At 48.4% G+C, this 26142-nt stretch carries 26 protein-coding genes; 13 read left to right on the forward strand and 13 right to left on the reverse strand.

The features are described from left to right. Window positions 1–134 precede the first annotated feature (134 nt). Window positions 135–1799, forward strand: a complete 1665-nt coding sequence (gene mqo, locus AB3G37_RS03290; protein WP_369789697.1) for a malate dehydrogenase (quinone) — start codon at window positions 135–137, stop codon at window positions 1797–1799. Between the two features lie 113 nt (window positions 1800–1912). Here the strand turns inward: mqo and AB3G37_RS03295 are convergent, their stop codons facing one another. The 3 genes from AB3G37_RS03295 to AB3G37_RS03305 form a co-directional block, all read right to left on the reverse strand. Continuing rightward, the gene (locus AB3G37_RS03295; RefSeq protein ID WP_009639312.1) at window positions 1913–2218 is read right to left on the reverse strand and encodes a putative quinol monooxygenase; all 306 of its coding nucleotides are present in this window, start codon (window positions 2216–2218) and stop codon (window positions 1913–1915) included. Between the two features lie 108 nt (window positions 2219–2326). Continuing rightward, window positions 2327–2926 carry an NAD(P)H-dependent oxidoreductase gene (locus AB3G37_RS03300; protein WP_369789698.1) on the reverse strand — a complete coding sequence of 200 codons (600 nt, stop codon included), beginning with the start codon at window positions 2924–2926 and terminating at the stop codon, window positions 2327–2329. A 118-nt stretch (window positions 2927–3044) separates the two neighbouring features. Next, window positions 3045–3170, reverse strand: a complete 126-nt coding sequence (locus AB3G37_RS03305; protein WP_255346535.1) for a hypothetical protein — start codon at window positions 3168–3170, stop codon at window positions 3045–3047. A gap of 71 nt (window positions 3171–3241) precedes the next feature. Here AB3G37_RS03305 and parC point away from each other — a divergent pair, with 71 nt between their 5' ends. From parC to ftsP, 3 genes are all read left to right on the forward strand, one after another. Beyond that, window positions 3242–5515: a DNA topoisomerase IV subunit A gene (gene parC / locus AB3G37_RS03310; protein ID WP_369789699.1), complete on the forward strand. Its 2274-nt coding sequence runs from the start codon at window positions 3242–3244 to the stop codon at window positions 5513–5515. 250 nt (window positions 5516–5765) lie between these two features. Further along, entirely contained in the window at window positions 5766–6509 is a 744-nt protein-coding gene (locus tag AB3G37_RS03315; protein WP_009639309.1) for a 1-acylglycerol-3-phosphate O-acyltransferase, read from the forward strand. Window positions 6510–6638: 129 nt separating this feature from the next. Further along, the gene (ftsP, locus tag AB3G37_RS03320) at window positions 6639–8060 is read left to right on the forward strand and encodes a cell division protein FtsP (protein WP_009639308.1); all 1422 of its coding nucleotides are present in this window, start codon (window positions 6639–6641) and stop codon (window positions 8058–8060) included. A 95-nt stretch (window positions 8061–8155) separates the two neighbouring features. On the opposite strand, the gene AB3G37_RS03325 is transcribed toward ftsP, so the two are convergent. The 5 genes from AB3G37_RS03325 to AB3G37_RS03345 form a co-directional block, all read right to left on the reverse strand. Beyond that, entirely contained in the window at window positions 8156–8353 is a 198-nt protein-coding gene (locus AB3G37_RS03325) for a hypothetical protein (protein WP_369789700.1), read from the reverse strand. A gap of 75 nt (window positions 8354–8428) precedes the next feature. Further along, entirely contained in the window at window positions 8429–9499 is a 1071-nt protein-coding gene (gene buk / locus AB3G37_RS03330) for a butyrate kinase (RefSeq protein WP_369789701.1), read from the reverse strand. Between the two features lie 16 nt (window positions 9500–9515). Next, a complete protein-coding gene (locus AB3G37_RS03335; RefSeq protein ID WP_369789702.1) occupies window positions 9516–10406 on the reverse strand; it encodes a phosphate acyltransferase in 891 nt (296 codons plus the stop codon). A gap of 120 nt (window positions 10407–10526) precedes the next feature. Next, window positions 10527–11264: an acetoacetyl-CoA reductase gene (phbB, locus tag AB3G37_RS03340; protein ID WP_369789703.1), complete on the reverse strand. Its 738-nt coding sequence runs from the start codon at window positions 11262–11264 to the stop codon at window positions 10527–10529. 51 nt (window positions 11265–11315) lie between these two features. Beyond that, window positions 11316–12503: an acetyl-CoA C-acetyltransferase gene (locus tag AB3G37_RS03345; RefSeq protein WP_369789704.1), complete on the reverse strand. Its 1188-nt coding sequence runs from the start codon at window positions 12501–12503 to the stop codon at window positions 11316–11318. Window positions 12504–12841: 338 nt separating this feature from the next. Here AB3G37_RS03345 and AB3G37_RS03350 point away from each other — a divergent pair, with 338 nt between their 5' ends. Together AB3G37_RS03350 and fabV are read left to right on the forward strand one after the other, a co-directional pair. Further along, entirely contained in the window at window positions 12842–13303 is a 462-nt protein-coding gene (locus AB3G37_RS03350; protein ID WP_369789705.1) for a MaoC family dehydratase, read from the forward strand. Window position 13304: 1 nt separating this feature from the next. Further along, complete coding sequence (gene fabV / locus AB3G37_RS03355) at window positions 13305–14498, forward strand: enoyl-ACP reductase FabV (RefSeq protein ID WP_369789706.1); 1194 nt, start codon at window positions 13305–13307, stop codon at window positions 14496–14498. A 97-nt stretch (window positions 14499–14595) separates the two neighbouring features. On the opposite strand, the gene dkgA is transcribed toward fabV, so the two are convergent. Continuing rightward, window positions 14596–15426, reverse strand: coding sequence for a 2,5-didehydrogluconate reductase DkgA (dkgA, locus tag AB3G37_RS03360; RefSeq protein ID WP_369789707.1), 831 nt, complete (start codon window positions 15424–15426; stop codon window positions 14596–14598). A 280-nt stretch (window positions 15427–15706) separates the two neighbouring features. On the opposite strand from dkgA, the gene AB3G37_RS03365 reads away from it, so the two are divergent. Beyond that, the gene (locus AB3G37_RS03365; protein WP_009639299.1) at window positions 15707–16636 is read left to right on the forward strand and encodes an AraC family transcriptional regulator; all 930 of its coding nucleotides are present in this window, start codon (window positions 15707–15709) and stop codon (window positions 16634–16636) included. Window positions 16637–17002: 366 nt separating this feature from the next. On the opposite strand, the gene AB3G37_RS03370 is transcribed toward AB3G37_RS03365, so the two are convergent. Both AB3G37_RS03370 and metC read right to left on the reverse strand, forming a co-directional pair. Further along, window positions 17003–17665 (reverse strand): DedA family protein, encoded by a 663-nt coding sequence (locus AB3G37_RS03370; protein ID WP_009639147.1) that lies wholly within the window; start codon window positions 17663–17665, stop codon window positions 17003–17005. Between the two features lie 181 nt (window positions 17666–17846). After that, window positions 17847–19034, reverse strand: a complete 1188-nt coding sequence (metC, locus tag AB3G37_RS03375) for a cystathionine beta-lyase (RefSeq protein WP_369789708.1) — start codon at window positions 19032–19034, stop codon at window positions 17847–17849. Between the two features lie 300 nt (window positions 19035–19334). On the opposite strand from metC, the gene exbB reads away from it, so the two are divergent. The 4 genes from exbB to AB3G37_RS03395 all read left to right on the forward strand — a co-directional run bounded on the left by exbB (window position 19335) and on the right by AB3G37_RS03395 (window position 22157). Next, window positions 19335–20309 (forward strand): tonB-system energizer ExbB, encoded by a 975-nt coding sequence (exbB, locus tag AB3G37_RS03380; protein ID WP_369790880.1) that lies wholly within the window; start codon window positions 19335–19337, stop codon window positions 20307–20309. A 7-nt stretch (window positions 20310–20316) separates the two neighbouring features. Further along, the gene (gene exbD, locus AB3G37_RS03385) at window positions 20317–20739 is read left to right on the forward strand and encodes a TonB system transport protein ExbD (protein ID WP_009639150.1); all 423 of its coding nucleotides are present in this window, start codon (window positions 20317–20319) and stop codon (window positions 20737–20739) included. Between the two features lie 117 nt (window positions 20740–20856). After that, window positions 20857–21510 carry a DNA oxidative demethylase AlkB gene (gene alkB / locus AB3G37_RS03390; RefSeq protein WP_369789709.1) on the forward strand — a complete coding sequence of 218 codons (654 nt, stop codon included), beginning with the start codon at window positions 20857–20859 and terminating at the stop codon, window positions 21508–21510. A gap of 167 nt (window positions 21511–21677) precedes the next feature. Further along, window positions 21678–22157, forward strand: a complete 480-nt coding sequence (locus tag AB3G37_RS03395; protein WP_009639152.1) for a cold-shock protein — start codon at window positions 21678–21680, stop codon at window positions 22155–22157. A gap of 60 nt (window positions 22158–22217) precedes the next feature. On the opposite strand, the gene AB3G37_RS03400 is transcribed toward AB3G37_RS03395, so the two are convergent. Next, complete coding sequence (locus AB3G37_RS03400) at window positions 22218–23540, reverse strand: CitMHS family transporter (RefSeq protein WP_369789710.1); 1323 nt, start codon at window positions 23538–23540, stop codon at window positions 22218–22220. Window positions 23541–23749: 209 nt separating this feature from the next. On the opposite strand from AB3G37_RS03400, the gene AB3G37_RS03405 reads away from it, so the two are divergent. Continuing rightward, window positions 23750–24637, forward strand: coding sequence for a LysR family transcriptional regulator (locus tag AB3G37_RS03405; RefSeq protein ID WP_369789711.1), 888 nt, complete (start codon window positions 23750–23752; stop codon window positions 24635–24637). On the opposite strand, the gene AB3G37_RS03410 is transcribed toward AB3G37_RS03405, so the two are convergent. Continuing rightward, the gene (locus AB3G37_RS03410; RefSeq protein WP_369789712.1) at window positions 24634–25410 is read right to left on the reverse strand and encodes a helix-turn-helix domain-containing protein; all 777 of its coding nucleotides are present in this window, start codon (window positions 25408–25410) and stop codon (window positions 24634–24636) included. The two genes, AB3G37_RS03405 and AB3G37_RS03410, sit on opposite strands and share 4 nt — an antisense overlap. A 166-nt stretch (window positions 25411–25576) precedes the next feature. Between AB3G37_RS03410 and AB3G37_RS03415 the strand changes: the two genes are divergently transcribed. Beyond that, window positions 25577–26119 (forward strand): NADPH-dependent FMN reductase, encoded by a 543-nt coding sequence (locus tag AB3G37_RS03415; RefSeq protein ID WP_009639156.1) that lies wholly within the window; start codon window positions 25577–25579, stop codon window positions 26117–26119. Window positions 26120–26142: the final 23 nt, after the last annotated feature.

Consider the following 26142-nt stretch of genomic DNA (forward strand, 5'->3'; position numbering starts at 1 on the left):
AGGTTTTGTAATTAAAGAAACAATAAACCAATATTTTTAATTAAAAAACTAATGATACTTTAACTTATCGATAACAATATCTTAAATTCCACGCACTTTTTTACTGTCATCAAACAACAAAGTGTAGAACCGGAATGATTAACGTCAATAAATTACTTCCTTCGCTCTCCCTTTCAGCATTGCTCGTGTGTTCAGCCGTTCATGCTGAAACTGCGCCAGAGAAAACCGATGTCCTGCTGATTGGCGGCGGCATTATGAGCGCTTCACTAGGCACCTGGTTAGAAGAACTTCAGCCTAGCTGGAAACAGATCATGGTCGAGAAACTCGACGGCGTGGCGCTGGAATCTTCCAACGGCTGGAACAACGCGGGCACCGGGCACTCGGCCAACATGGAGCTGAACTATACCCCGGAGCGTCCGGACGGAACTATTGACGTCAGCAAGGCGTTAGAGATCAATGAAGCCTTTATGATCTCGCGCCAATTCTGGACTTCACAGGTAAAAAACGGCGTGCTGAACGATCCGCACTCCTTTATTAACTCGACACCGCACATGAGCTTCGTGTGGGGCGATAAAAACGTTGAGTATCTGACCAAACGTTACGCGGCTCTGCAAAAAACCACGCTGTTCCAGGGCATGAAATTCTCAACCGACCACGGCCAGATTCAGCAATGGGCACCGTTGATAATGGAAGGACGCGACCCACAGCAGAAAGTTGCGGCAACCTGGACGCCGGTAGGCACAGACGTCAACTACGGTGAAATTACCCGCCAGCTAATCGGCAGCCTGAAAAAGAACGACAATTTCAAGCTAGAAACCTCGTCTGAAGTCACTGATTTCTCGCGCAATGCCGACAATTCCTGGCACGTCACCATCAAAGATGCAAAAAGCGGTGACGAGCGCGAAGTTGACGCTAAATATGTATTTATTGGGGCCGGTGGCGGAGCTTTGAAACTGCTGCAAAAAACCGGCATTCCTGAAGGCGAAAATTACGCTGGTTTCCCGGTGGGCGGCTCGTTCCTGGTTACTGAAAACCCGGCGATTACTGAACGTCATCTGGAAAAAGTCTATGGACAGGCTTCCGTAGGCGCACCGCCGATGTCTGTACCGCATCTTGATGCCCGCTTCCTGGACGGCAAGCGCGTGGTACTGTTCGGGCCTTTTGCTACGTTCTCCACCAAGTTCCTGAAAAACGGTTCACTGTTTGATTTGCTGAGCACCACCACGACTCACAACTTGCTGCCAATGTCTCACGTTGGCCTGGATAACTTCGACCTGGTTAAGTATCTGATAGGTCAGGTTATGTTGAGTGATGACGATCGTTTTGCAGCACTGAAGGAATATTTCCCGAATGCCAAAAAAGAAGACTGGAAGCTGATTCAGGCCGGTCAGCGCGTGCAGATTATCAAAAAAGACCAGAGTAAAGGTGGCGTGCTGAAACTCGGTACCGAGATTGTTACCGACCAGCAGAAAACCGTAGCTGCTTTGCTGGGTGCTTCTCCCGGCGCATCCACCGCTGCACCGATTGCTCTGAACGTGATGCAAAAGCTGTTCCCTGAAGAGTTTAAATCCGCAGCATGGCAGAGCAAGATTCGAAAAATCGTTCCAAGCTTTGGCCAGAATCTGAATGACGATCCGGCGTTGACTCAGCAAGTGTGGAATGACACCGCAGCGACCCTGGGTCTGGTCAAGCCACCGGTATTGCAGATTTTAGAGAAGGGCACCGAGGCTCCGGCCGCAGCTGCATCGCAGGATAAAACTGCTGCACCGGCATCTGCACAACACGATATGGCACTGTAATCCCTCGGGCCACTTTGTGAGTAGGATGAAATAAAGTCCATAAAAAACCGGAGTCGCACGCAGCGACTCCGGTTTTTTTTAAGGTTTCTTCTGAATGTAAACTCAGAAATAAATCAGACTTTCTCGATAATATTGATCTTCACATTCACTACATCGCTTTTGATATTTTCGCGGTGTGCGTGCATATGTGCCGCCTGCTGATGATCTTCCAGATGAGCCAGACTCTCCCAGTCCTCAATCATAAAGATCGAGTTTGGCGCACTTTGACGCCAGGGGATTTGCCCTTTGACATCGAGAAAAGGCTCGTAGCGATGGCAGCCTTTTTCTTCGAGTACGCTCGGCAGCAACTGGGTAATTTTTTCCAGTACAGCATCGCGACGGCCCGGCTTAATGATGATTTCAGCGATAACGGTTATCATAAAAACCTCGATTTCCCTTTAAATTTGTGAGCCTTAGAAACTTCTTTACTCACATGAATGGTGCACCCTGAGTGTGGCAATAAATGCAGGGTTTGCCAAACTCAGGTTTTACTCAGGTTTTTCAGCTTGACCGAATACGTTTTCCAGGTGCGCGCGATAGTTAGCAAAATAGCCTGCAATGTCCGGCTGTTTGATCACGTCGTTACACATAAAGGTTGGCAGGGTATCCATTCCCAGGAACTGGTTGGCTTTGTGGAACGGCAGATAAACACCGTCTACGCCCACGCCGTGGAAGAACTGATCTTTATCTTCAAACGCTTCCAGCGGAGCATTCCAGGTGACGGAAAGCATGTAGGCAGTGCCTTGGATCAGGCCGCCTGAACCGTATTTTTTCGAGTCGTCCGAACGGGTACGACCATCGCTTGCATACAGGCTGCCGTGGCCTTCAGTGAAGACTTCATCGATGTATTTTTTCAGCGTCCATGGCGCACCCATCCACCAGCCGGGCATCTGATAAATGATGGCATCGGCCCAAAGGTAGCTTTGCACTTCGGCCGCAACGTCGTAACCCTGCTCAATGTGAGTAACGCGAACCTCGTGGCCTGCATCGCGCAGAAAAGTGTCGGCAACTTCAGTCAGGCTGATGTTAAGTGCGCCTTTGGAGTGGGCGAAGGTTTTTCCGGCATTGATAATCAGTATGTTGCTCATGGCATAGACCTCGTAAATAAACTGTTGAGAGGATTGTACCTGAGTTCATTACATTGAAAAATGTGCGCTAGCGCACAATACTGTTGCTCATGCAGCAATAATCTGGCGGTGTTATCGACTAATTACCCGCTGTTCGCACATTCCCTGCGCGACCCGAACACAGCATCTGTGACAGCAATACGCCATATGATGTACTATCGCGGACATCATCGCCCTGTGCGACAGCGCCCGTGCGTGTCTGCAAGCGGGCCTCCTTATTTTCCAGAACGTTTATTTTCCTGCACAACAGTGCCGCGAGTCTGAGGATAAAAAGTAATGAGTGAAGTGACTCATGACGGAACAGAGCGTTTAGCGCTGCATACGTTTACTGAAAATGCCTATTTGAACTATTCCATGTACGTCATCATGGACAGGGCACTGCCTTATATAGGCGACGGGCTGAAGCCAGTACAGCGCCGCATTATTTACGCCATGTCCGAGCTGGGTCTTAGCAATAACGCTAAATTCAAGAAATCGGCACGTACCGTGGGTGACGTGTTGGGTAAGTACCATCCGCACGGCGACAGCGCCTGCTATGAAGCGATGGTACTGATGGCGCAGCCTTTCTCCTATCGCTATCCGTTAGTTGACGGACAGGGGAACTGGGGTGCGCCGGATGACCCGAAATCGTTCGCGGCTATGCGTTATACCGAGTCACGCCTGTCAAAATATGCCGAAGTGCTGCTGCGTGAGCTGGGGCAGGGAACGTCTGATTGGGTGCCAAACTTTGACGGCACCATGCAGGAGCCGAAAATGCTGCCTGCACGCCTGCCAAATATTTTGCTTAACGGCACGACAGGTATCGCCGTGGGCATGGCGACCGATATTCCGCCGCATAACCTGCGTGAAGTAGCCAATGCCGCAGTTGCCTTGCTAGAGAAACCGGGCAGTACGCTGGAAGATTTGCTGGAATTCGTTCAAGGGCCTGACTTCCCGACAGAAGCGGAAATCATTACCCCACGCAGCGAGATCCGTAAAATCTATGAGTCCGGCAAAGGCTCGGTTCGCATGCGTGCGCTGTGGAAAAAAGAAGACGGCGATGCGGTAATCACTGCGTTGCCGCACCAGGTTTCCGGTGCCAAGGTGCTGGAACAGATTGCCAACCAGATGCGCGCCAAAAAGCTGCCAATGGTGGAAGATCTTCGCGATGAATCGGATCACGAAAACCCGACTCGGCTAGTTATCGTGCCGCGATCGAATCGTGTCGATTTGGATCAGGTGATGAATCACCTGTTCGCGACCACCGATCTCGAGCGCAGCTATCGAATCAATATGAACATGATCGGTCTGGACAACCGCCCGCAGGTTAAAGGGTTGGTGGAAATCCTTACCGAATGGTTGTCTTATCGCCGTGATACTGTTCGCCGTCGTCTGAATTTCCGACTCGATAAAGTACTGAAACGCCTGCATATCCTGGAAGGTTTACTGATTGCCTTCCTCAGTATCGACGAAGTCATTCATATTATTCGTAGTGAAGATGAACCCAAGCCGGTGTTGATGGAGCGTTTTGCGCTTAGCGAAACCCAGGCTGAGGCGATTCTGGAATTGAAATTACGTCATTTGGCCAGGCTCGAAGAGATGAAAATTCGCGGCGAACAGGACGAATTGGCAAAAGAACGCGATCAGCTACAGGCTCTGCTGGCCTCGGAACGCAAGCTTAGCACGCTGATTCGCAAAGAAATTCAGGCCGATGCCGAAGCCTACGGTGACGATCGTCGTTCGCCAATTATTGAGCGTGGCGAAGCCAAGGCGATGAGCGAAAGCGACTTTATCCCGTCGGAACCCGTAACCGTGGTGCTGTCCGCAATGGGGTGGGTGCGCAGCGCCAAGGGTCATGATATCGATCCGAGTGGCCTGAGTTACAAGGCAGGAGACAGTTTCCGCAGCGCCGCAAAAGGCAAAAGCAACCAGCCAGTGGTGTTTATTGACTCCACCGGTCGCAGCTATGCGCTGGACACCAACGCCTTACCTTCTGCCAGAGGGCAGGGCGAGCCGCTGACCGGCAAGTTGACGCCGCCGCCTGGCGCGACGATTCAACAGGTACTGATGGCCGCCGATGACCAGAAACTGCTGATGGCTTCCGATGCTGGTTATGGTTTCGTCTGCACATTCAATGATTTAGTCGCACGTAACCGTGCTGGTAAGGCCATGATTAGCCTGCCAGAAAACGCCACCGCACTGGCACCTATCGAGCTGCTGGGTGACGATGAAATGCTGCTGTCGATAACCAGTGCAGGACGTATGCTGCTGTTCCCGGTAGCCGATTTGCCGCAACTGTCGAAAGGCAAAGGCAACAAGATTGTCTCGATCCCTTCTGCTGACGCGGCGTCGGGCGCTGACAAGCTGGCGTGGTTGCTGGTGCTGGCTCCGCAGACCTCTATTACGCTGCACGTTGGTAAGCGCAAGCTGACTCTGCGTCCTGAAGATTTGCAGAAATTCCGCGCCGAGCGTGGCCGTAAGGGCACCCTGTTGCCGCGTGGATTGCAGCGTATCGACAGGGTTGAAGTCGATGGCCCGGCTCGTCCATCGGTCGGAGAAAGTGAAGAGTAAGTTTATTCATTCAGGGCACTCAGGTGCCCTGAATTGTCTTGGTTGTGTTTGCGGCCAGGCTAATGACTTTGGGTTTATACACAAATAAACTATCTTTGTTGCAAACTTCATTGGTTGAATTAATAAAAACCCTCTCCGGGTTAAGAATAAATATTGTATAGAGACTGCTGAGGCACGAGAATAGCCCAGCGGCAAGGGAACGGCAGGGTCAGACTCTGTTTGACTTCGGTTGTATGCTTAAGAGGGTGTTATGTTATTTATTTTTCGCTTTATTTATGTTGTGGTTTTCTCAATTCTGTTATGCATTTTCGGTTCGATTTACTGCCTTTTCAGCCCAAGAAATCCAAAACATGTAGCGACTTTCGGCCATCTTTTTGGCGGACTGGCACCGATATTTGGCCTCAAGGTTGAAAAGCGTATTCCTGCAGAAGCGGCGCATTACGGTAACTGCATTTATATTGCCAATCACCAGAACAATTACGACATGGTGACGGCGGCGGCGGTTGTTCAGCCTAGAACCGTGACCGTGGGCAAAAAAAGCCTGATATGGATCCCGTTCTTTGGTCCGCTGTACTGGCTGGCCGGTAATCTGCTTATTGACCGTGACAACCGCGCCAAAGCGCATGGCACCATCTCGCAGGTTGTCAGTCAGATCAAAAAGAAAAACGTCTCAATCTGGATGTTCCCGGAAGGTACGCGCAGCCGTGGCCGTGGTTTGATGCCTTTTAAAACTGGAGCCTTCCACGCGGCAATTGCTGCGGGCGTGCCTATCGTGCCGATCTGTGTATCCAGCACCAGCAATAAAATAAAGCTGAACCGTTTGAATAACGGCCTGGCGATTGTCGAGATGTTGCCGCCGATTGATACTACGCAATATGGAAAAGAGCGCCTGCGCGAATTATCGCAACACTGTCATCAAATAATGGGAGAGAAAATAGCCCAATTAGATGCAGAAGTGGCAAGGCGCGAAGCTGAGATGAAAGTAAAAAAATAACGGAATTCTAATCACTGCTTTATGAGCGAGCATATATTGTCTCTCATCAGCCGATGATTATTTAGCGTCCGCCACCATTGAAGGTCAGCGGGATAATTTGAGCTTTGATTTTGTTCCCATGGAGAAGATATGTCCCTCAGTCGTCGCAGTTTTTTACAGGCATCTGGAATGGCTTTGGCCGCTGGATCGTTGCCGCTGAGGGCAAATGCAAGCGGAGCGCAGCCCGTTTTACCTGTGCCTCCGCTGATTGAATCTCGCCGTGGTCAGCCGCTCTTTTTAACCCTTCAGCAAGCACACTGGGCATTCCTGGGCGGTAATAAAGCGCCAGTCTGGGGATTTAACGGCATGTATCTTGGCCCTACCGTGCGCGTTTTCAACGGCGACGACGTCAAACTCATTTACAGTAACCGCCTGCCGTCACCGGCATCCATGACCATCAGCGGTCTGCAAGTTCCCGGAACACTTACGGGCGGTGCCGCGCGTTTGATGTCGGCCGGTAGCGACTGGTCTCCGGTGTTGCCTATTCGCCAGCCTGCGGCAACCTGTTGGTATCACGCCAATACCCCCGGCCATATGGCACCGCAGGTCTATAACGGACTCGCGGGAATGTGGCTGGTAGAAGATGATGTCAGCAAGAGTCTGCCACTGCCAAATCACTATGGCGTAGATGATTTTCCGATCATTATTCAGGACAAGCGACTGGATAACTTCGGCGTGCCGCAGTACGACACACCGGCCAGCGGCGGATTTTTTGGCGACACCATGCTGGTTAACGGCGTGCAAAGCCCGTTTGTACAGGTTTCGCGCGGCTGGGTGCGTCTGCGCCTGCTTAATGCCTCCAATGCCCGTCGCTATGAACTAACGCTGACCGACAATCGCCCGTTCCACGTTATCGCCTCCGATCAAGGCTTCTTGCCAGCTCCGGTTGGCGTGCAGCGGCTGTCTTTGGCTCCTGGTGAGCGAAGGGAAGTGCTGGTGGATATGTCCCAAGGCGATGAAGTGTCTATTTCTGCCGGTGAAGCTGCCGGAATAATGGATCGCCTGCGAGGCCTGTTCCAGCCGTCGAGCATTCTGGTTTCGACCATCGTGTTAACGCTGAAACCTACAGGGTTGCTGCCGCTGGTGACTGACAATCTGCCGATGCGCCTGCTGGCCGATCAGCTGATTACCGGTAATGTGGTGCGCAGTCGCGAATTCCGTCTGGGCGATAATCAACCAGGGATCAACGGTGCAGTGTTTGACCCTTCCAGAACTGACGTGCAGGCAATGCAGGGAACCTGGGAGCGTTGGACTATTCATGCCGATTTGCCGCAACCTTTCCATGTTCAGGGGGTAACCTTTATGGTTAAAACGGTTAACGGCGCTTCCCCGCTGGTGGAGGATGCCGGTTTCAAGGACACGGTATGGGTAGACGGCGAAGTCGAGCTGCTGGTGTACCTGAATCAGCCTTCTTACGATCATTTCCCGTTTTTCTACTACAGCCAGACGCTGGAGCTAGCCGATCGCGGCTCGATGGGGCAAATGGTCGTACAACCCTCCACATTCCCCTAAAAATAGCCGAGTGTTTTAGAGGCTCGATGACTTAGTTGAACGGCACACTATGCCGTTCTTGATGATCTCTCTTTGAAGCGATTTATTGGTCATCACTACTTATATTCGGACTCCAGTAACAATCCTGATATACAAAACTGTAAGTTGGCCACTAGCTTTTGTGCCAAAGGCAGGTCAAGTTGAAAAGTTGCATCTTCAATTGAAACTGCCTCATTTTTAAACGAAAGATGAATAACCCCTTTCTCTGACGTTGAATAGGTTTGTGTAGCAATAGTTATTTTTTGGTTCTTCATTTATTTTCCTTAACTTTGCTTATTTTTATCGAAGTAAAAGACTATAAAGCAAGGTAATAACCGAATTTGTGCACATCAATAAGTCAAAATAGGGCGACTACCGTTAACGGTGTCACAGACTCCCTGTGCCAAAGCAAGCATTTCATCCTCGCCCGGGTAAATGACAACGTTAGGTGTGATAAAATCAATGCTTTGCTTTATAAGCTCCGTCACTTTCACGCTGTAAGAAATTCCACCGGTGATGATTATCGCGTCTACCTTCCCCTTTAATACTGTGGCTGATGCACCGATATCTTTTGCAATCTGATAAGCCATGGCTTCAAGCACTAATTTTGCTGGTTTGCTGCCATCTCTGATCATTGATTCAACGTCCCGGATATCTTTGGTCCCCAGATAAGCGTAAACGCCGCCTTCACCAATGAGTTGTTTGTAGAGATCCTGATAACTGTATTTACCGGAAAATGCCATCTCCAGCAGGTTTAAAGGCGGGATCCCACCTGCGCGTTCGGGAGAGAAAGCCCCATCTCCGCCAAGTGCAGAGTTAACGTCAACGATACGGCCTTTCTGGTGTACGCCCACGCTGATCCCACCGCCTAAATGCGCCACGATCAAACTGAGTTCTTCATAGGGTTTGCCTATTTCCGTTGCATAGCGACGAGCTACAGCTTTATGATTGAGCGCATGAAAAGCTCGTACTCTTGATATCAATGGCATACCCGAGATTTTGGCGATTGGTTCGCACTCGTCGACCACAACAGGATCAACGGTATAGGCCTCGTTGTTCTCGTTAGCTTCTTTAGCCAGTTCATAGGCTAAAATCCCGCCCAGGTTAGATGCGTGCTGACCATTCACTCCTTCATTGGCATCTTTAAGGTAAGCCTTGTTGATACGATACACTCCGCTTTGCAGATTCTTGACCAACCCACCTCTGCCTACAAAATGTTCAATATCCTCCAGCCCATACCCGTGCTCTTTAAGCATGTTGAGGATGATCTGCTTTCTAAAATCCTTCTGTGCTGCAATACTTTCGAAGGGTGCAAGGTCTGAAGCGCTGTGGTTAATCGAGTGGCAGAAAAGGGGAGTAAGATTATTATATACGGCTAATTTTGTAGAGGTAGACCCCGGATTAATCACCAATATATTCATAGTATTTTCCTGTGACTTAACTTTTGCATTGGGCGATAGCACAGGCAATTGCAAAGTACTTGGTTTTGGCTGAATCAGAACGAGAGGTGAAAACAATTGGGGCCGAGGTGCCTGTCAAAAAACTGGCACTGTTTGCAGCGCCAAGTTGTGTCATCGTTTTATAAAATACGTTGGCGCTGTTGATCTCGGGCAGCAGGATCAGGTCAACATCACCCCCAACCTTGGATGATATTCCCTTGTGTTCACAGGATTCAAAGCTGAAGGCAAGGTCAATGGACAGCGGACCTTCGACCACGCAGTCAGCGTAAATACTTTGGCTAAGCATGTCGGCGTCCTGAGTTGCAGGAATTGCTTTAGTGACGCGTTCAACCGCCGCGATGACTGCAACTTTGGGTTTTTTTATCCCTAAAAGATGAAATATGTCGACTGACTGCCTAAGCATTTTTTCTTTATCACTCAAGGTGGGAGCGATGTTGATTCCGGCATCGGTAGCTGCGAACAGCTTGTGATAATAGGGGCTTTGAATAAAAGCAATCTGTGTAACCAGACTCGATTGGCAAATCCCATGTTCTTTGTTCAATATGGCACGTAGATAAATTGAGCTATCCACCAGACCTTTCATCAAAATGTCTGCGTTTCCCTGTTTGACTAAAGCTACAGCTTTTTCACAGGCGAGCATTTTGTCAGGTATATCAATAATCTCGACATTCTCGATATTGAATGAAATAGACGCTGAAATATTGACTATTTTTTCACGACAACCGATTAAAATAGCTTTACCTAAGCGTTGTTCAATAATTAGTTTAATAGCCTCAAGGGCGTGTGAGTCTTCAGCTGCGGCTACGGCTATTATTTTTCCTGATTTATTTCTTGCTAATTCGACAAATGACTCAAGGGATTCCAACATTTACGACAAACCTTAAATGGGGACCTGATAGCCATTTAGTAAATGAAACTATCAGGTGAACTCTATGTACTTATAGGCAAAAGGCCATTGTTGATACCAGGTTAAAAATGGACCTGATATTTAACTCATGTGTTGACCACCGTTTATAGAAATGTTCGAGCCAGTAATGTATCCTGAATTTTTATTTATCAGGAATGCAATAAGCTCAGCAATTTCAGTTGGCTCACCAAGACGGCCAACGGGAATTTGTGCTTTAATCCCATCTAGTATTTCAGTGGGAATATTTTGCATCATTTCTGTATTGATATAACCCGGAGAAATAGTGTTTACAGTAATATTTTTTCTCGCGACTTCCTGGGCGAGAGCTTTGGTAAAACCATGAACACCTGCTTTTGCAGCAGAGTAATTAGCTTGACCAAATTGACCCTTTTGGCCATTGATGGAAGACATATTAATGATGCGGCCACTGCCATTGGCCAGCATATTATCAATGACCGGTTTAGTCATATTAAAAAGGCTGTTCAAGTTAACCTGAATAACATCATTCCAGTTTTCTTGGCTCATTTTTTTAAAACTGGCATCGCGAGTGATTCCAGCATTATTAACTAAAACATCAATGTGTTGATATTTAGTAATTATTTCGCTAACCACTGCCTGACACTGGTCAAAATCTGACACATTGCAGGTCATCACATCGGCATTTTCAAAGCCTGCTTTTTTTTGCTCGTCGAGCCATGCACCATTTTTGACCGGATCTATGTCAACAGCAACTACACTAAAACCTTCAGTCAGCAATTTTTTGCATATTGCTGCGCCAATACCACGAATGCCACCGGTGACTACTGCTACTTTTTTCATGAATTAATTACCTGATTTTTATGTTTAATTTATTTAAAGCAGAAGAAAAGATCAGTCTCTTTCAATGGTGACAGAGATGCCCATACCACCACCGATGCACAGCGTGGCAAGGCCTTTTTTGAGGTCCTGACGCTGCATCTCATGTATGAGTGAAACGAAGATCCGTGTGCCTGATGCGCCGATAGGATGGCCTAGTGAAATTGCACCGCCATTGACATTGACTTTCGTTGTGTCCCAACCCATTTCACGGTTAACCGAAATGGCCTGGGCTGCAAAAGCCTCATTGGATTCAATCAGGTCGAGATCGTCGATGCTCCAATTTGATTTTTCGAGTACTTTGCGAGAGGCTGCGATAGGGCCGGTTCCCATTAATTCAGGACTAACCCCAGCACTGGCAAAAGCCACAATGCGGGCAAGAGGTGTAATACCGAGTTCTTTAGCTTTTTTGGCCGTAGTGAGAATCACCATGGCTGCGCCATCATTGACGCCTGAGGCATTACCTGCAGTCACGCTTCCTTCTTTTTTAAAGGCCGGTCGCAGTGCAGATAACCCTTCAAGGGTTGTTTGGGGACGCGGAAATTCATCGCTTTTAAAGATTAGCGGGTCTTTACGCGGCCTTGTAACTTCAACAGGAATTATTTCACTGGCAAAGCGATTTGTTTCTAGCGCTTTTGCGGCTTTATGCTGCGAAGATAAAGCAAACTCATCCTGTTCCAGGCGCGTTATATGATATTTATCAATGATATTCTCGGCCGTCATCCCCATATGGTAATTATTGAACGCTTCCCACAGTCCGTCTTTAACCATGGTATCTTGCAGTGTCCAGTCACCCATTTTTTTGCCGTTTCTTGAGCCTGGAAGAATATGTGGTGCCATACTCATATTTTCCTGACCACCCGCAATAATTAAATCTGCGTCACCGTTTTTTAAAGCCTGATATGCAAGCTGGAGGGATTTAAGACCTGAGCCACAGACTTTATTGATAGTCAGAGCCGAAGCTGACTCAGGGATGCCGGAGTTAATTAACGTTTGGCGAGCCGGATTTTGCCCACATCCTGCAGTTAAAACCTGACCTATAATAACTTCATCCACTTCTAATGGGCTTATGTTGTTTTTTTCAAGTAATGCTTTGATAACGGTAGTGCCAAGCTCGGTGGCGGGAACGCCTGCCAAAGAACCTGCAAAGGAACCTACAGCGGTTCTGGCTGCGTCTAAAATGACGACTTCAATATTTTCCACAATAATAACTCCGTTAATTTAAAAATTATTAAAATACAAATTACTTAATTTAAATAAAACTGCTTATTATGGGGGCTCACTTCACAATTACTGGCCTATTAATTGTTTGGTTGCATCATTTAGGTTTTAATTTTATTTAATTATAGCGGTGTTATGCTTTTTAGTTATTGGATAAGCTAACACAAGGCGGCTGAGCTTGAAAGTCGTAAGCTGTTGGTTTTATTTTTTGAAAAAATACTCTATCAATTAATTTCTTGTTATTGATGGTTTTTAAATTAATGAATTTTTTTAACTCACCCCATTTTAATACCCCAAAAAAAGGATTACCTTAATGGTAATTGATTACATTAAATGGATGGTTTAAAGAAATGCCTTATACAATATTAGAGCTTTCTGTAGGTCAGTCAGCGAGTTTTACCAAAACAATATCTGATGCCGATGTGTTAAGCTTTGCAAAAGCGAGTGGTGATATGAATCCCGTTCATATTGATGAGGAGGCGGGTAAATTAAGTGTTTTCAAAAATAGAGTAGTGCACGGTATATTGGTCAGTGGTCTTATATCTGCAGCTTTGGCGAGTGAATTGCCTGGTGCCGGGACTATATATTTAGGCCAGGAACTAAAATTTATAAAACCAACCTTCATTGGCGATACCATCACTGCTCATATTGAGGTAATCGAGATTGATCTTGAGAGAAAACGGGTTCGCTTGAGCACAACCTGTGTTAATCAGCATGGTGATGCAGTGATAAAAGGTATTGCTACTGTGCTGCCGCCTCAACCTGTTTCAAGAGAGGCGTAAGATGATTATTTTGCCAATTATTAAAGAAAATATTGCCAAAAATTGCCACCCGATTGGATTACAAAAAACCGTTCAAAGACAAATCGACTTTATCGAAACTGCCCAAACCATTAATGGCCCCAAAAAAGTGTTGGTGATTGGTGCTTCCTCTGGCTATGGTCTGGCATCGCGCATTGCGCTGTCTTTTGGCGGTGGAGCTGACACGATTGGTATTTCTTTCGAGAAAGGGCCGAGCGAAAAAGGGGTAGGGACTGCGGGTTGGTATAATAACATTCACTTTAAGCAAGCAGCCGAGCGAAAAGGTTTGATTGCCAAGAATTTTATAGGTGATGCATTCTCTGACACCATGCGCGAGCAAGTCATTGATTTTGTTCGTGCCGAGTTTGGCGGCAAAATTGATATGATTGTTTATTCGCTGGCAGCTGGAGTCCGTACTGCGCCTGACGGTGTTAAATATTGCTCTACGCTAGGCGTGAAGGGCGACGAGTTTTCAGGTCAAAGCTTCAATCTTGAAACGCAGAGTCTGTGCACTCAAACACTGTCTCCAGTCAGCGATCAGCAGCTGCAGGACACGGTAAAAGTGATGGGTGGAGAGGATTGGAAGTTGTGGATAGACACGCTGACTCAAGCTGACGTTCTTGCTGAAGGTTTTAAGACTGTTGCCTATTCTTACATCGGCCCAGAATCTACCTATCCACTGTATAAAGACGGATCCTTAGGTGCGGCCAAAGAGCATTTACACGCCACGGCAGACCAGCTTAACACTCAACTTACAAGAATTAATGGCGAGGCGTATGTTGCCGTATGCAAGGCATTAGTGACAAAAGCAAGTGCTTATATCCCTGTTTTTCCACTATATATTACCTTGCTCTATCAGGTTATGAAGGAAAAGCGTCTGCACGAAACCTGCATTGAGCAAATGCATCGTTTGATGTTTACTCGACTTTACCCTGCACTTGGGCCGGTAGTGGCTGATGCTTCACGTTTGATTCGCATTGACGATTGGGAGTTACGCAGCGATGTACAAACTGCCGTTGAAGCCTATAGAAAGCAAATCACGGCTGAAAATTTTAAAGAAATAGGCGATTTTGCCGGTTATCTCGAAGAGTTTAATGCATTGAATGGTTTTGGATTTGATGACGTTGATTATCAGGCGAAAGTGAGTTTGGAAGAGCTATTGCAGATGGAATGCTAATCTGCGGCGATTAGCATTTGTTTTGCTGATATCCCCGACTTTGAAACATGACACACTATTAACAATAGCAGTGTGTCATGCTCTGGGGACTCTTGGATCAGAAATTCAGTTTATCTTCAGGATTTGGCCCTAAACGATTACCGGTATCAAGCTTGGTAAACTCGGCCAGTTCTTCTTTCTCTAACTTGAAATCAAACACTTCGAAGTTTTCGTGGATACGTTTTGGCGTAACCGATTTTGGTATAACAATCAAACCGTTATCTAGATGCCAGCGGATAACAATCTGTGCTGGAGTTTTATCGTATTTTTTCGCTAATTTCTGGATAAGCTCTTGATCAAACAAGCCGTCGCCGCCCTGTGCCAGCGGGCTCCAGGATTCAGTAGCAATACGATGCGTGGCATTCCAGGCATGAAGCTGGCGCTGGGCCAGTGAAGGGTGAAGCTCAATCTGGTTAACCGTTGGCGCTACGCCGGTTTCATCAATTAGGCGTTGCAGGTGTGGAATATGGAAATTACACACGCCAACGCTCTTCGCCAGACCTTGCTCTTTCAATTTTAACAGCTGTTTCCATGACTCAACGTAGTTGCCCTGATCTGGCAGCGGCCAGTGAATAAGATAGAGATCGACGTAGTCGAGTTTCAGCTTCTCAAGACTCTCTTCCAGCGCTTTTTGCGCATACAGTTGCTGGTCATTCCACAGCTTGGTGGTGACGAAAATCTCGTCGCGAGGAATGCTCGTTTCCTGCAAGGCTTTACCGACGCCTTGCTCATTTTTATACGCCGCAGCCGTATCAATATGGCGATAACCTGCGTTAAGCGCAGTTGCTACTGCATGCGTCGCTTCGTCGTTACTGGCTTTCCAGACACCGAGACCAAGTTGAGGAATCCGGTTGCCGTCGTTAAGCTTTATGATGGATTGCGTTGACATAAATTTCTCCTGTTGGGGGAATGCGTAATCCACGCATTTATTGCCTGATTGGGTAAGTTTAGTAAACGAATAGCCATTCCGCTGAAATTGCTAATGATTCATTTTCAGGTATTTATCTGAAAACCGTCATTGACCAGCTCGATGCCCTAGTGTGGCAGGAAGTATCCTGTTGTTTGATGCACATTCCTGTTTAAAACTTGCCTGATCCTGTAAGCCGGTATAGAAAAATCCGAGAATATGGCAAAATTATTGCCAGTTCGTTTTTTATCGGAGAAGAGTGATGCAAGATGTTGAAAGCCTGTGCGCCGAGCTGGCAAAAAAAGTTGAGCTTCTTACTGAGAGTTCGCAAAAGTTTCAGTCGAGCGTACCACAGGCGACTCTTATGTGTTACTCAAGCTACCATGCTCGCCAACCGGTAATGTATAACCCGAGCGTCACCATTGTTTTTCAGGGCAGCAAAATAGGCTATCTGGGCAATAAAACTTTCTCCTACGATCCCAAAAATTATCTTATGCTCACCGTTCCACTGCCGTTTGAGTGTGAGACGTTTGGCACGCCCGAGCGACCGGTTACTGGCGTGTCGATTCGTATCGACCCGGTTATGTTGCAAGATTTGCTGATTGAAATGGGCGACGAAGGTTTCCCGCATCAGCCGGATCAGTCTTCAGGGATCACCTCGGGACTGCTTGATGAAGATATTCTCTGCGCCAGTGAGCGTTTGCTTGACGTGATGGACAAACCGCTGCGTGCCAAAGTGCTAGGTCCGCAAATTATCCGCGAAATCCTGTTCTTTATTCTGACCAGTGAGAACGGCGGGGCGTTGCAGGCGTTGGTCAATCGCCACACCCATTTCAGCCAGATAGCAAAAGCACTGCGTAAAATTGAAAATCAGTATGCCCAGCCGCTCAGCGTTGAGCAGCTCGCCAGCGATGTAAACATGAGCGTTTCGGCGTTTCATCACAATTTCAAGGCAGTAACTAGCACCTCGCCGCTGCAATACTTGAAAAATTATCGACTGCACAAAGCGCGGACTATGATGATTTATGACGGTGTAAAGGCCAGCAGTGCAGCGTTGAGCGTGGGTTATGAGAGTGCGTCACAGTTTAGCCGAGAATTTAAACGCTATTTTGGTGTGACGCCAAGCGATGAGATTGCCCGTATGCGGGAGAGTAGCTCTCTATCGTTAACGGAAACTGTATTTGGCAGCTAATACCCATATCTTTCAAACTGTAGGTGCGCTTTCTGCGCTCATTCACCCCAATCACTTACTTGTGTAAGCTCATGGGGATTCACTCACTTGAAATCTTCCTACAGCTCGAAATCTTTAGGGTATTTACCCCTATCTTTAAAACTGTAGGTGCGCTTTCTGCGCTCATTCACCCCAATCACTTACTTGTGTAAGCTCATGGGGATTCACTCACTTGAAATCTTCCTACAGCTCGAAATCTTTAGGGTATTTACCCCTATCTTTAAAACTGTAGGTGCGCTTTCTGCGCTCATTCACCCCAATCACTTACTTGTGTAAGTTCATGTGGATTCGCGCTACAGCTCGAAATCTATAGGGTATAGATCTGTTTTAAGAGGCGATTTTGCGGCGGTTTTTCCATATCACCAGCAAGGCGCCGGCAAGTCCAGTGACTAAAAGCAGGGCGGGCAGGATCATTAACCCGGCCATTACCTTGTCTTCATGACGTTGCACCAGCGGGATCTGACACAGTGCATAGCCCATGCCCATAATTACTCCGACCCACAACAGTGCGCTCAGCCAGTTAAATAGCTGGAAGCGTGCATTGTCTAACCCGGAAATGCCAGCGATAGTCGGCAGCAAGGTGCGTACAAAGGCGAGAAATCGCCCGGCCAGCAGCGCGGCCAAGCCGTGTTTGGTAAACAATATGTGGGCGCGCTCGTGGTAGTGCGCAGGTAGATGCAACAGCCAGCCTTTTACGATACGTGTATGTCCCAGCCACCGTCCTTGCAAATAGCTCAGCCAGCAGCCGAGACTTGAGGCAACCACCAGAATAATCAGCGTTGGCAACATGCTCATCACCCCTTTTGCAACCAGAGCGCCGGTCAGCAGCAGCAGGCTGTCACCCGGAAGAAAAGAAGCCGGAAGCAGGCCGTTTTCGAGAAGCAGGGTTGTAAACAGGACAGCGTAAACCACCCACAAAACGTTGGGGTTGGCCAGGACACTAAAATCGTGTTGCCATAATGCATGAAGAATTTGTGTGAATACCGCCATAGGCTTTCCTGTCTGGTTGCTGCAAAAACGTGAAACCTCAGTATTCACCTGATGCCACGATTAAAAGGAAAAATAAGTATCTACAATCTTTATAAGTATTTAACGAATTATGGTCAAAAACCGCACATAATCCTATCAGATAAGTAAGGATTTGCGCGGCCTGTCGCAATGATTTTTTTCTTCAGGCAATACGTGCAAAAGCAGCGTCGAGATCGGCTATCAGATCTTCGCAGTTTTCCAGACCAATGTGTAAACGAACCAGCGTGCCGCTAAAATCCACCGTCTCGCCTGGACGTATAGCCTGAATTTCCTCAGGCTGATTAGCCATCACCAGCGATTCAAAGCCGCCCCACGAATACGCCATGCCGAAATGCTCAAAATGATCGAGATAATTTGCCAGTTCAGCATCGGTTAGACGTTTGTTCAGAATAAATGAGAAAAGACCGCAGCTGCCGGTAAAGTCGCGCTTCCAAAACTCGTGCCCCTTACTGCCGGGTAATGCGGGATGATTTATACGCGCGACTTCAGGGCGAGTTTGTAGCCATTCGGCGATGCGCAGGCTGCTTTGCTCATGCTGCTTTAAACGAATCCCCATAGTGCGGAGGCCACGGCTGGCGACGTAAGCAGTATCTGCATCGACCATCTGCCCCATCAAATAAGACTGCTCACGCAATTGTTCCCAGCAGCGCGCATTGGAAACCGCTGTGCCAATCATCGCATCAGAGTGGCCGACGATATATTTAGTGCCAGCCTGAATCGAGATATCAATATCAAACTCCAGTGCCTTAAATAAAATGCCTGCAGCCCAAGTATTGTCGATCATAATGATGACTTCTGGAGACACGGCGCGCACTGCCTTGACGATGGCGGGAATATCCGGCACTTCCATGGTGATTGAGCCGGGCGATTCCAGAAATACAATGCGAGTATTCGGCTGCATCAGTTTAGCAATATCGGCGCCAATCGAAGCAGGATAGTAAGTGGTGCTGACGTTCATACGGGTCAGCACTTTTGAGCAGAAATCCTGTGTTGGTTCATAGGCTGAGCTTGCGACCAGCAGGTGATCGCCACTGTTCACAAAGGACAGAATCGCGTTACTGACTGCTGCCGCACCGCACGGATAGAGTGCGCAACCTGCGCCACCCTCTAACTCGACCATGGCTTCCTGGAACGAAAAATGGGTCAACGTGCCGCGACGGCCATAAAAAAGTTCACCGTTGGCGCGATTGGCGGTAGCAAATTTCTTGTCGGCAACCGTGTCGAATACCAGCGAAGATGCACGCTGGATCACGGCGTTGACTGAACCTTGAGTAAATCTTTTGTCTCTCCCTGCGCTCACCAACGCAGTTTCAATCTTCCTGGATGTCATAAGCCTTTTTCACCTGATTAACGTCGCCAGTAGGCGTTTTTGTAACGTTAACATGCTCACTCCTACGGGTCAGTGTTTTGGGCGATTTGTGAAAATTTTTCATATAATCATGGTAGTTTTTATTCTGTCTGATGCGGAATGTAAATAATAATGAGAACCACTATCAATTATAGCTTTTTATTTGTTATCATTTGCCGCTATTAATATATTCAATCTATTGATCACGGCTGGAGGCGCTACGTGCAAGCGTGTCGCATTGAGATGAATAAAGCGGTGTCATTTTTGACGGACGTAAAACAGATGATGAGTACGCGTAAAAGCGGTGCAGCGAAAATCGGTACTGTAATGGCCTCAGTGGTGCTGATGGCAGGGTTAAGCGGCAGCGCCTGGGCGACGCCTTCTTCAAATGCAGCACAGGCAGTGACTCCTTCGGCGTCAACCTCTTCATCCGCTCCTGGCGCAGCAGCTCCGACTGCCACCGACGGTAGCGCAGCGCCAGTACTGCAAAGCATGAACGGTGAAGCTTTGGCTCAAGACAGCCAAGCGCCTGTGATTCCGAAAGATCTCTCAGTACTTGGCATGTATCAGCACGCGGACATCGTAGTTAAAATCGTCATGATTGGCCTGCTGCTGGCCTCCGTGGTGACCTGGACTCTGCTGTTTAGCAAAGGCACCGAAATTATTGCCGGTCGCCGTCGTTTGCGCCGTGAATTATCAGCTCTGCTGCCGGTTCGTTCTCTGAAGGAAGCGCTGGAACAGTCTGAGAGTTTCTCTGACAACAGCATCAGTAGCCAGATGCTGCGCGATGCCGAAAACGAGATTGAGCTATCTGCCGGTTCTACCGACAACGGTGGTATCAAGGATCGTACCGGTTTCCGCCTTGAGCGCCGAGTCACTGCCGCCGGTCGCTATATTGGCCGTGGTAACGGAATTTTGGCGACTATCGGTGCCATCTCTCCGTTTGTCGGCCTGTTCGGCACCGTGTGGGGCATCATGAACAGTTTTATCGGTATTGCTCAAACGCAAACCACCAATCTGGCCGTAGTGGCGCCAGGGATTGCCGAGGCACTGTTGGCAACGGCGGTAGGTCTGATTGCCGCGATCCCGGCCGTGGTTATTTACAATATTTTCGCTCGTACCATCGCGTCATACCGCCATCAGGTTGGCGACGTGGCAGCACAAATTCTGCTGTTGCAGGGGCGTGATCTGGATTTGGCGGCAAGTGCTGAAGAAGCACCGCGCGCTCAGTCGGGTCATCAGTTACGCGTAGGGTAAGTCAATCATGGCAATTCGTTTAAACGACGACCTCGATGAAAGCGGCGAAATGCATGACATTAACGTCACGCCGTTTATCGACGTTATGCTGGTGCTGCTGATCATCTTTATGGTTGCAGCACCTCTGGCGACGGTTGATGTGCGGGTGAACTTACCTGCCTCGACTGCTCAGGCACAGCCGCGACCGCCCAAGCCTATCTTCCTGACGGTAAAAGCGGACAACCAGATGTTCCTCGGCGATGATGCGATTACCGCTGCGAATCTGAGTTCGATGCTCGATCAGAAAACCTCCGGCGACAAACAGGCGACTATTTTCTTCCGCGCTGACAAGTCAGTGGACTACGCGACTATCATGAGCGTGATGGATAACCTGCGTAAAGCCGGTTACTTGAAAGTAGGGCTTGTCGGCGAAGAGAAAAGCGGCAGTTAAAAGGTTTGCTTAAATAAGCTAAAAATTGAAGCCCGGAACATAACATTGTCCCGGGCTTTTTTATTGCCTGCCGTCAGGGCTGTTATACTTAAGGCTACGTTTCTTGCAGGAGGTTGCATGACTCTGGATCTTTTCGATCACCCTGATTTTCATCCAGGCTGGCGTGAGGACCTGTGCCCCGGCGCGGTCGTTTTGCGTGGCGCAGCGCTGGCTGACGATCGTGCGTTGTTGATGGCTATTGATAACATTGCCAGCGAGGTGCCGTTTCAGTATCGCGCTACGCCGGGAGGTTATGCGATGTCGGTCGCGATGACCAACTGTGGTGATTTAGGGTGGATAACTGACAGGCACGGGTATCGTTATCAGTCCGTATCGCCAGAAACCGAGCGTCAATGGCCTGCAATGCCCGATATCTTTCGCACTCTGGCTATTCACGCTGCACGCGATGCCGGATTTAACGACTTTATGCCCGATGCCTGTCTGATAAATCGTTATCAGATTGGTGCCAAAATGTCTCTGCATCAGGATAAAGACGAAGAGGACATGGGCCAGCCAATTGTGTCGATTTCTCTGGGGCTACCTGCGGTATTTCAGTTTGGGGGATTAGAACGCAGCGATAAAACGCAACGAGTCAATCTGACACACGGCGACATTGTTGTGTGGGGTGGCCCGGCGCGTCTGCGTTATCATGGTATTTTGCCGCTCAAAGCGGGAGAGCATCCGCTGACAGGCCAGTACCGCTTTAATCTGACCTTTCGCAAAGCACGCTAAATGAGCCAGTCACAGCCATTTTTATCGAGCAATCGACGTGCAATTCGCAGGACTTCGCGGTCAATGTGCATTAAACTAGGCGACTTCACTGTTTTACCCCATCGTTTCGTAAAACATAACGGGTAAAAGCAGGCATTTTTGAACGAATTTATTAGGCGGTAAGAGCGATGAACGGTGTAATCACAACCTGGTTTGAAGATAAAGGTTTTGGCTTTATCAAAGATGAAAACGGCGATAACCGTTATTTCCATGTGATTAAAGTCGCCAATCCTGATTTAATCAAAAAAGATGCCGTGGTGACCTTTGAGCCGACCACCAATACCAAAGGGCTATCAGCTTTCGCGGTGAAAGTCGCGCCAGAGAGCAAACACATTCATATTGCCGGTGAGCGCATCAAAATCACCAGCATCAAGTCTTTCCTGGCCTTTAGCGAAGAAGTGCCCGGTGATTCAAAAATTGATAAAGAGAACGCCGTATTGTCTGTAGGCTTGTTGATGAACCGCATCAAGCCGAAAGATGAAGAGACCAGGTCGGCGACGCGCACCGTCAAAAAGCTGCTGATCACGACCTTCCAAAACAGCACTTATGTGTTTTCGGAAGACGAAATTGACGTTGACGCGACGATAAAAATTCTTAAAGCGCTGTAAAATACCTGCCCCCGAACAGAACAATTTATTGATTCGTCCGGGGTTTTTTGTATGCCAAATTTACAGCGGCACTGTCCCGGTTAATACCAGCGAAAATACCATCATCAGCGAAATTACTGCCACAGGTACGAACGAGTAGCGGATATGATCGCGCAACTCTACGCCAGTCAAACCTAACGCCAGATAAGTGGTCGCAAATACCGGGCTTATCATCATGGCAATATTTTTGCCTACCACCATGGTCAGCCCCATCTCCTGCCACGAAACGCCGAAATGAGTGCCGACTTTCGCCACCAATGGATAAATGCCATAAAAGAAGGCATCAGGTCCAATGACAAATCCGATCAGGCCACCAACGATACCCATAATAATATGTAAATGCGGGCCGAGAGAATCAGGCATTACAGTTAATACCACATTGGCCATTTGAGTCAGGATCGATTTATCTCCGCCGCCGCTTAATATACCGACAAATACCCCTGCAGCCATCACCGTGCCTGAAATCATATAAGCACCGTAGGCATATTTTTTCATCACCGCCTCCTGGCCCTTGAGTGATGGGTAATTGAGTAACATGGCAGCGGCAAAAGCGCACATAAATATTACGTAAGCCTGTAGGTGAGTCACGAGTAATAATACAGTGACACCAACAACTAATAGCACGTTAATAGCGAACTTCAGGCGGCCGCTATTGAGCGTTGCATGTTCGCTGTCGGCAACGTTTTTACTGGGTTCTTCAAGAGTCTCGGGAATAGGCAGATTATTAGTAATTCGGCGTTTTTCCTGAAAACCCAATATCACGCCGAGGGCCAAAACACAGACCAGACCAATAATCTGTACCGGGATTAGCTGATGATAAAGCTCGTTGACGTCCAGCCCGGAAACCGCAGCAACGCGCGCCAGCGGCCCGGCCCATGGCGTAATGTTGGTCACTCCCATTCCGCAGGCAAGCAGGCATAGCAGCACCACCGGCCGGATTTTCATCTTCTGGTAAACCGGTAGCATGGCGCCGATGGTAATCAATACCGATGGCACCGAAGAGCCGTCAATATGTGCGACCAGCGCAATAATACCGGTCACGGTGACTACCGCGACGACGTTATTTCCAGCCAGTCGAGTCAGCCAGTCAACTAGCGGTTGAAATACTCCAGCCTCGGTCATAATACTGAAAAATACAATAGAAAAAGTAAATAGGACCGCATTAGGCGCAGTTTGCATCACGCCTTTAATAATATAACCATTCATTAACGCGGGAGAATATCCTGCAACAAATCCGGCGATAACTGAAAGAAATATAAATAAAGATATGGGGGCTGCTTTTCCTTTGATCAAGAAAAACATCAAGAAGGCTATAAGAATATAACCTATGAGAGCCAGGTACATGAGTTTTCCTTTTTTATTCTTTAATGCTTTGCAATACCCACTATTTTATTTCACTTTTTAAGCCTATGAAAAATAGGTGGTTACATTTTATATCAAATCGTATGGTCCATTAGTTATGTTGTGCGCACGGCGTTGTTGGATTATTGTTGTGGGAATTGATTACGTCTAATATATTATTTTACGAAACCGATGAATTTAAGGAATAGCATTTGAATAACAAAGACTTGATCTACTTCCTTAAAGTGGCGGAACTCAAGCATTTGGGATACGCCTCACAAAACCTTAATTTAACTCAACCAGCCTTGTCTAAATCCATTTCTCGACTCGAAAAGCTGTGCCAAACCCGACTTTTTAAGCGGCTAGGGCGAGGATTGGAATTGACCGAAGCGGGGCAATTGCTTTATCAACGCGGTCGGCTATTACAGAATTCTTTTGATGAAACCCTTCGCCAGATAGCCGAAATGGGCGCTGGACTTTCTGGGGTAGTGCGTCTGGGAAGTGCTGGTTCAGCCACGCAGTTTTTGCTGCCTGCGGTATGCCGCGTGATGCAGCAGCTGGCCCCGAATATCAAACTTGAAATACAAATCGGCATGAATGACGTGCTTTACGGCATGCTGAGGCGCAATGAGCTGGATTTTATTCTCGGACCGATTGTGAAGGGCGATAGGCCGGTCATTACGCTACCGGTTACCGAAGACCGCGTGGTGGTCGCCGCGAGCAGGCATCATCCTTTGGCGGGTAAAGAGGCCAGCGCAGCTCAACTCAGTCGCTACGGTTGGATCCTGCCGGCAAAAAGTGTTGCCATGCGGAAATGGCTCGATCGTTACTTTTTTGCTAACCATTGTCCGGCGTTGGATGTGCGAATCGAGATAAGTTCGCTGGCCGCCGCGCCCGAGCTAATCGCCGAGAGTGGATTGCTGAGTTTCATTTCTGAGAATAGCCTGTCCGAAGAGGTTTTTGCCTCTCGACTGGTGCGCGTTTTGAACGACGACGTGGCTATGACCCGCAGTTTTGGTATCACTTATCTGGCCGAGAATACGCTGTCTCCAGCGGCACAACGGGTGATTGAAGTAATCAAAGAATATAAGAGTCTCTAGCTGGGGGCGGGCAGGTTTTTCGCCAGGCGTAAATTATTCATAAAGCGTCTCGGCGGCTCACCCAGCAGCCGAGTGAACATCGTTGAAAAACTGTTGGGGCTTTGATAGCCAAGCTCCAGCGCCACCTGGGTGATATTTTGCCCCCGCGACAGCCTGTCTACCGCCGTGACGACTCGTAAATGGTCGCGCCAGCGAGTGAAATTCATGCCGGTCTCGGCCTGGAAAAGGCGAGCCAACGTTCGGGGGCTGCAGGCGGCTATCTCGGCAACCGTTTCCAATGAATAATTTTTGCCAGGATCCAGCTGCAACAGGCTGGTTATCTGTCTGAGTCGGCGATCTTTGCCCTTGGCAATAAACAGAGCAATCCCTGCCGACGCAGCGCTAAGCTGATGAACAATAAGCTGGCAAATAGCCGGAATATCATGGTTATTGCGACCCGGTGCTGCAAAGGTCAGTGCCTCAAGCGCCAGCTCGCGCAACAAATCCGATACCTGTAATGTTCGGCAGGCCTGCGGCAGCGTAACGCAAAGAGACGGGGGAATTAGCAATTGAATTACGTCCGAAAACTCGCTGTAAGCGGCAGTGTGCGGCATGTCTGGAGTGACCCAGATTGCACGACCGGGAGGCGCTAGCCACCAACCCTCGGCGGTGGTAATGGAGGAGGTACCCTGAGTGACGAAGGTTAGCTGCCCTTGCGGATGCCAATGTTCAGCCACCTGCGTACCAGCAGAATGGGTAAAACGTTTTGCTTCAATCGGGGCGTGAACAAACATGGCATAACCTCAAAGCTTGTTGTCACTTATGCGAATGTTTTTATCACCGATTGCGTCATAATGCCACTCATTCGCTGCTCGTAGTTATTTGTTAACAACCCCTAATTCGTTAACAACCCCTAATTCGTTAACAAGTGGGTCATTACCATTGAAAAAGGAAAACATCATGACCAAACCCTTGCGTATTGTGGGCATGGCAGGCAGCCTGCGTAACGATTCCTACTGTAAAATTGTTTTGAATTCTCTGGCTGAGATGCTGCCGCCCGGGTCAGAGTTTGCCAATCTGGACATCGGCTTACTTCCTTATTACAACCAGGATTTTGACACGCCAAATGGCCCGGTCGATGTGCTTCAGGCTCGCGATTTGGTCGCCAGCGCCGATGCGGTGTTGATGGTCGTGCCTGAATTTAACCACGGCATTCCCGGCGTGCTGAAAAATACCCTCGACTGGCTTTCTCGTCCGGCGTTTACCAGCTGTATGGTCGGCAAGCCTGTGATGTTCGTAACCCTTTCTCCGGGCGCGCTGGGCGGTGTCAGAGCGCAGTATCAGCTGCGTGAAACGCTGGCCGCAATGCTGTGCAAGCTCGATCCGCTGCCGGAAGTGGCGATCACCTTTGTGGGCCAAAAGATCAGTGAGGGGCAGTTAACGGACGAAACTACCCGCGCCTATGCAAATAAGATCCTGACGCAGTTTCTCCAGCGTATCTAACTCTTTATGAAGGAGATCTAATT

It is taken from the genome of Rouxiella sp. WC2420 (assembly GCF_041200025.1).
Classification (GTDB): domain Bacteria; phylum Pseudomonadota; class Gammaproteobacteria; order Enterobacterales; family Enterobacteriaceae; genus Rouxiella.

What these genes read in the sequence shown, in the direction of transcription:
- AB3G37_RS03415 (WP_009639156.1), top strand. Translation starts at nt 25,577, where the DNA reads ATGACCAAACCCTTGCGTATTGTGGGCATGGCAGGCAGCCTGCGTAAC.
- fabV (WP_369789706.1), top strand. Translation starts at nt 13,305, where the DNA reads ATGATTATTTTGCCAATTATTAAAGAAAATATTGCCAAAAATTGCCAC.
- exbB (WP_369790880.1), top strand. Translation starts at nt 19,335, where the DNA reads ATGATGAGTACGCGTAAAAGCGGTGCAGCGAAAATCGGTACTGTAATG.
- phbB (WP_369789703.1), bottom strand. Translation starts at nt 11,264, where the DNA reads ATGAAAAAAGTAGCAGTAGTCACCGGTGGCATTCGTGGTATTGGCGCA.
- dkgA (WP_369789707.1), bottom strand. Translation starts at nt 15,426, where the DNA reads ATGTCAACGCAATCCATCATAAAGCTTAACGACGGCAACCGGATTCCT.
- AB3G37_RS03400 (WP_369789710.1), bottom strand. Translation starts at nt 23,540, where the DNA reads ATGTACCTGGCTCTCATAGGTTATATTCTTATAGCCTTCTTGATGTTT.
- exbD (WP_009639150.1), top strand. Translation starts at nt 20,317, where the DNA reads ATGGCAATTCGTTTAAACGACGACCTCGATGAAAGCGGCGAAATGCAT.
- AB3G37_RS03335 (WP_369789702.1), bottom strand. Translation starts at nt 10,406, where the DNA reads ATGTTGGAATCCCTTGAGTCATTTGTCGAATTAGCAAGAAATAAATCA.
- buk (WP_369789701.1), bottom strand. Translation starts at nt 9,499, where the DNA reads ATGAATATATTGGTGATTAATCCGGGGTCTACCTCTACAAAATTAGCC.
- ftsP (WP_009639308.1), top strand. Translation starts at nt 6,639, where the DNA reads ATGTCCCTCAGTCGTCGCAGTTTTTTACAGGCATCTGGAATGGCTTTG.
- AB3G37_RS03395 (WP_009639152.1), top strand. Translation starts at nt 21,678, where the DNA reads ATGAACGGTGTAATCACAACCTGGTTTGAAGATAAAGGTTTTGGCTTT.
- AB3G37_RS03295 (WP_009639312.1), bottom strand. Translation starts at nt 2,218, where the DNA reads ATGATAACCGTTATCGCTGAAATCATCATTAAGCCGGGCCGTCGCGAT.
- AB3G37_RS03300 (WP_369789698.1), bottom strand. Translation starts at nt 2,926, where the DNA reads ATGAGCAACATACTGATTATCAATGCCGGAAAAACCTTCGCCCACTCC.
- AB3G37_RS03365 (WP_009639299.1), top strand. Translation starts at nt 15,707, where the DNA reads ATGCAAGATGTTGAAAGCCTGTGCGCCGAGCTGGCAAAAAAAGTTGAG.
- AB3G37_RS03315 (WP_009639309.1), top strand. Translation starts at nt 5,766, where the DNA reads ATGTTATTTATTTTTCGCTTTATTTATGTTGTGGTTTTCTCAATTCTG.
- metC (WP_369789708.1), bottom strand. Translation starts at nt 19,034, where the DNA reads ATGACATCCAGGAAGATTGAAACTGCGTTGGTGAGCGCAGGGAGAGAC.
- AB3G37_RS03325 (WP_369789700.1), bottom strand. Translation starts at nt 8,353, where the DNA reads ATGAAGAACCAAAAAATAACTATTGCTACACAAACCTATTCAACGTCA.
- AB3G37_RS03370 (WP_009639147.1), bottom strand. Translation starts at nt 17,665, where the DNA reads ATGGCGGTATTCACACAAATTCTTCATGCATTATGGCAACACGATTTT.
- mqo (WP_369789697.1), top strand. Translation starts at nt 135, where the DNA reads ATGATTAACGTCAATAAATTACTTCCTTCGCTCTCCCTTTCAGCATTG.
- parC (WP_369789699.1), top strand. Translation starts at nt 3,242, where the DNA reads ATGAGTGAAGTGACTCATGACGGAACAGAGCGTTTAGCGCTGCATACG.
- alkB (WP_369789709.1), top strand. Translation starts at nt 20,857, where the DNA reads ATGACTCTGGATCTTTTCGATCACCCTGATTTTCATCCAGGCTGGCGT.
- AB3G37_RS03410 (WP_369789712.1), bottom strand. Translation starts at nt 25,410, where the DNA reads ATGTTTGTTCACGCCCCGATTGAAGCAAAACGTTTTACCCATTCTGCT.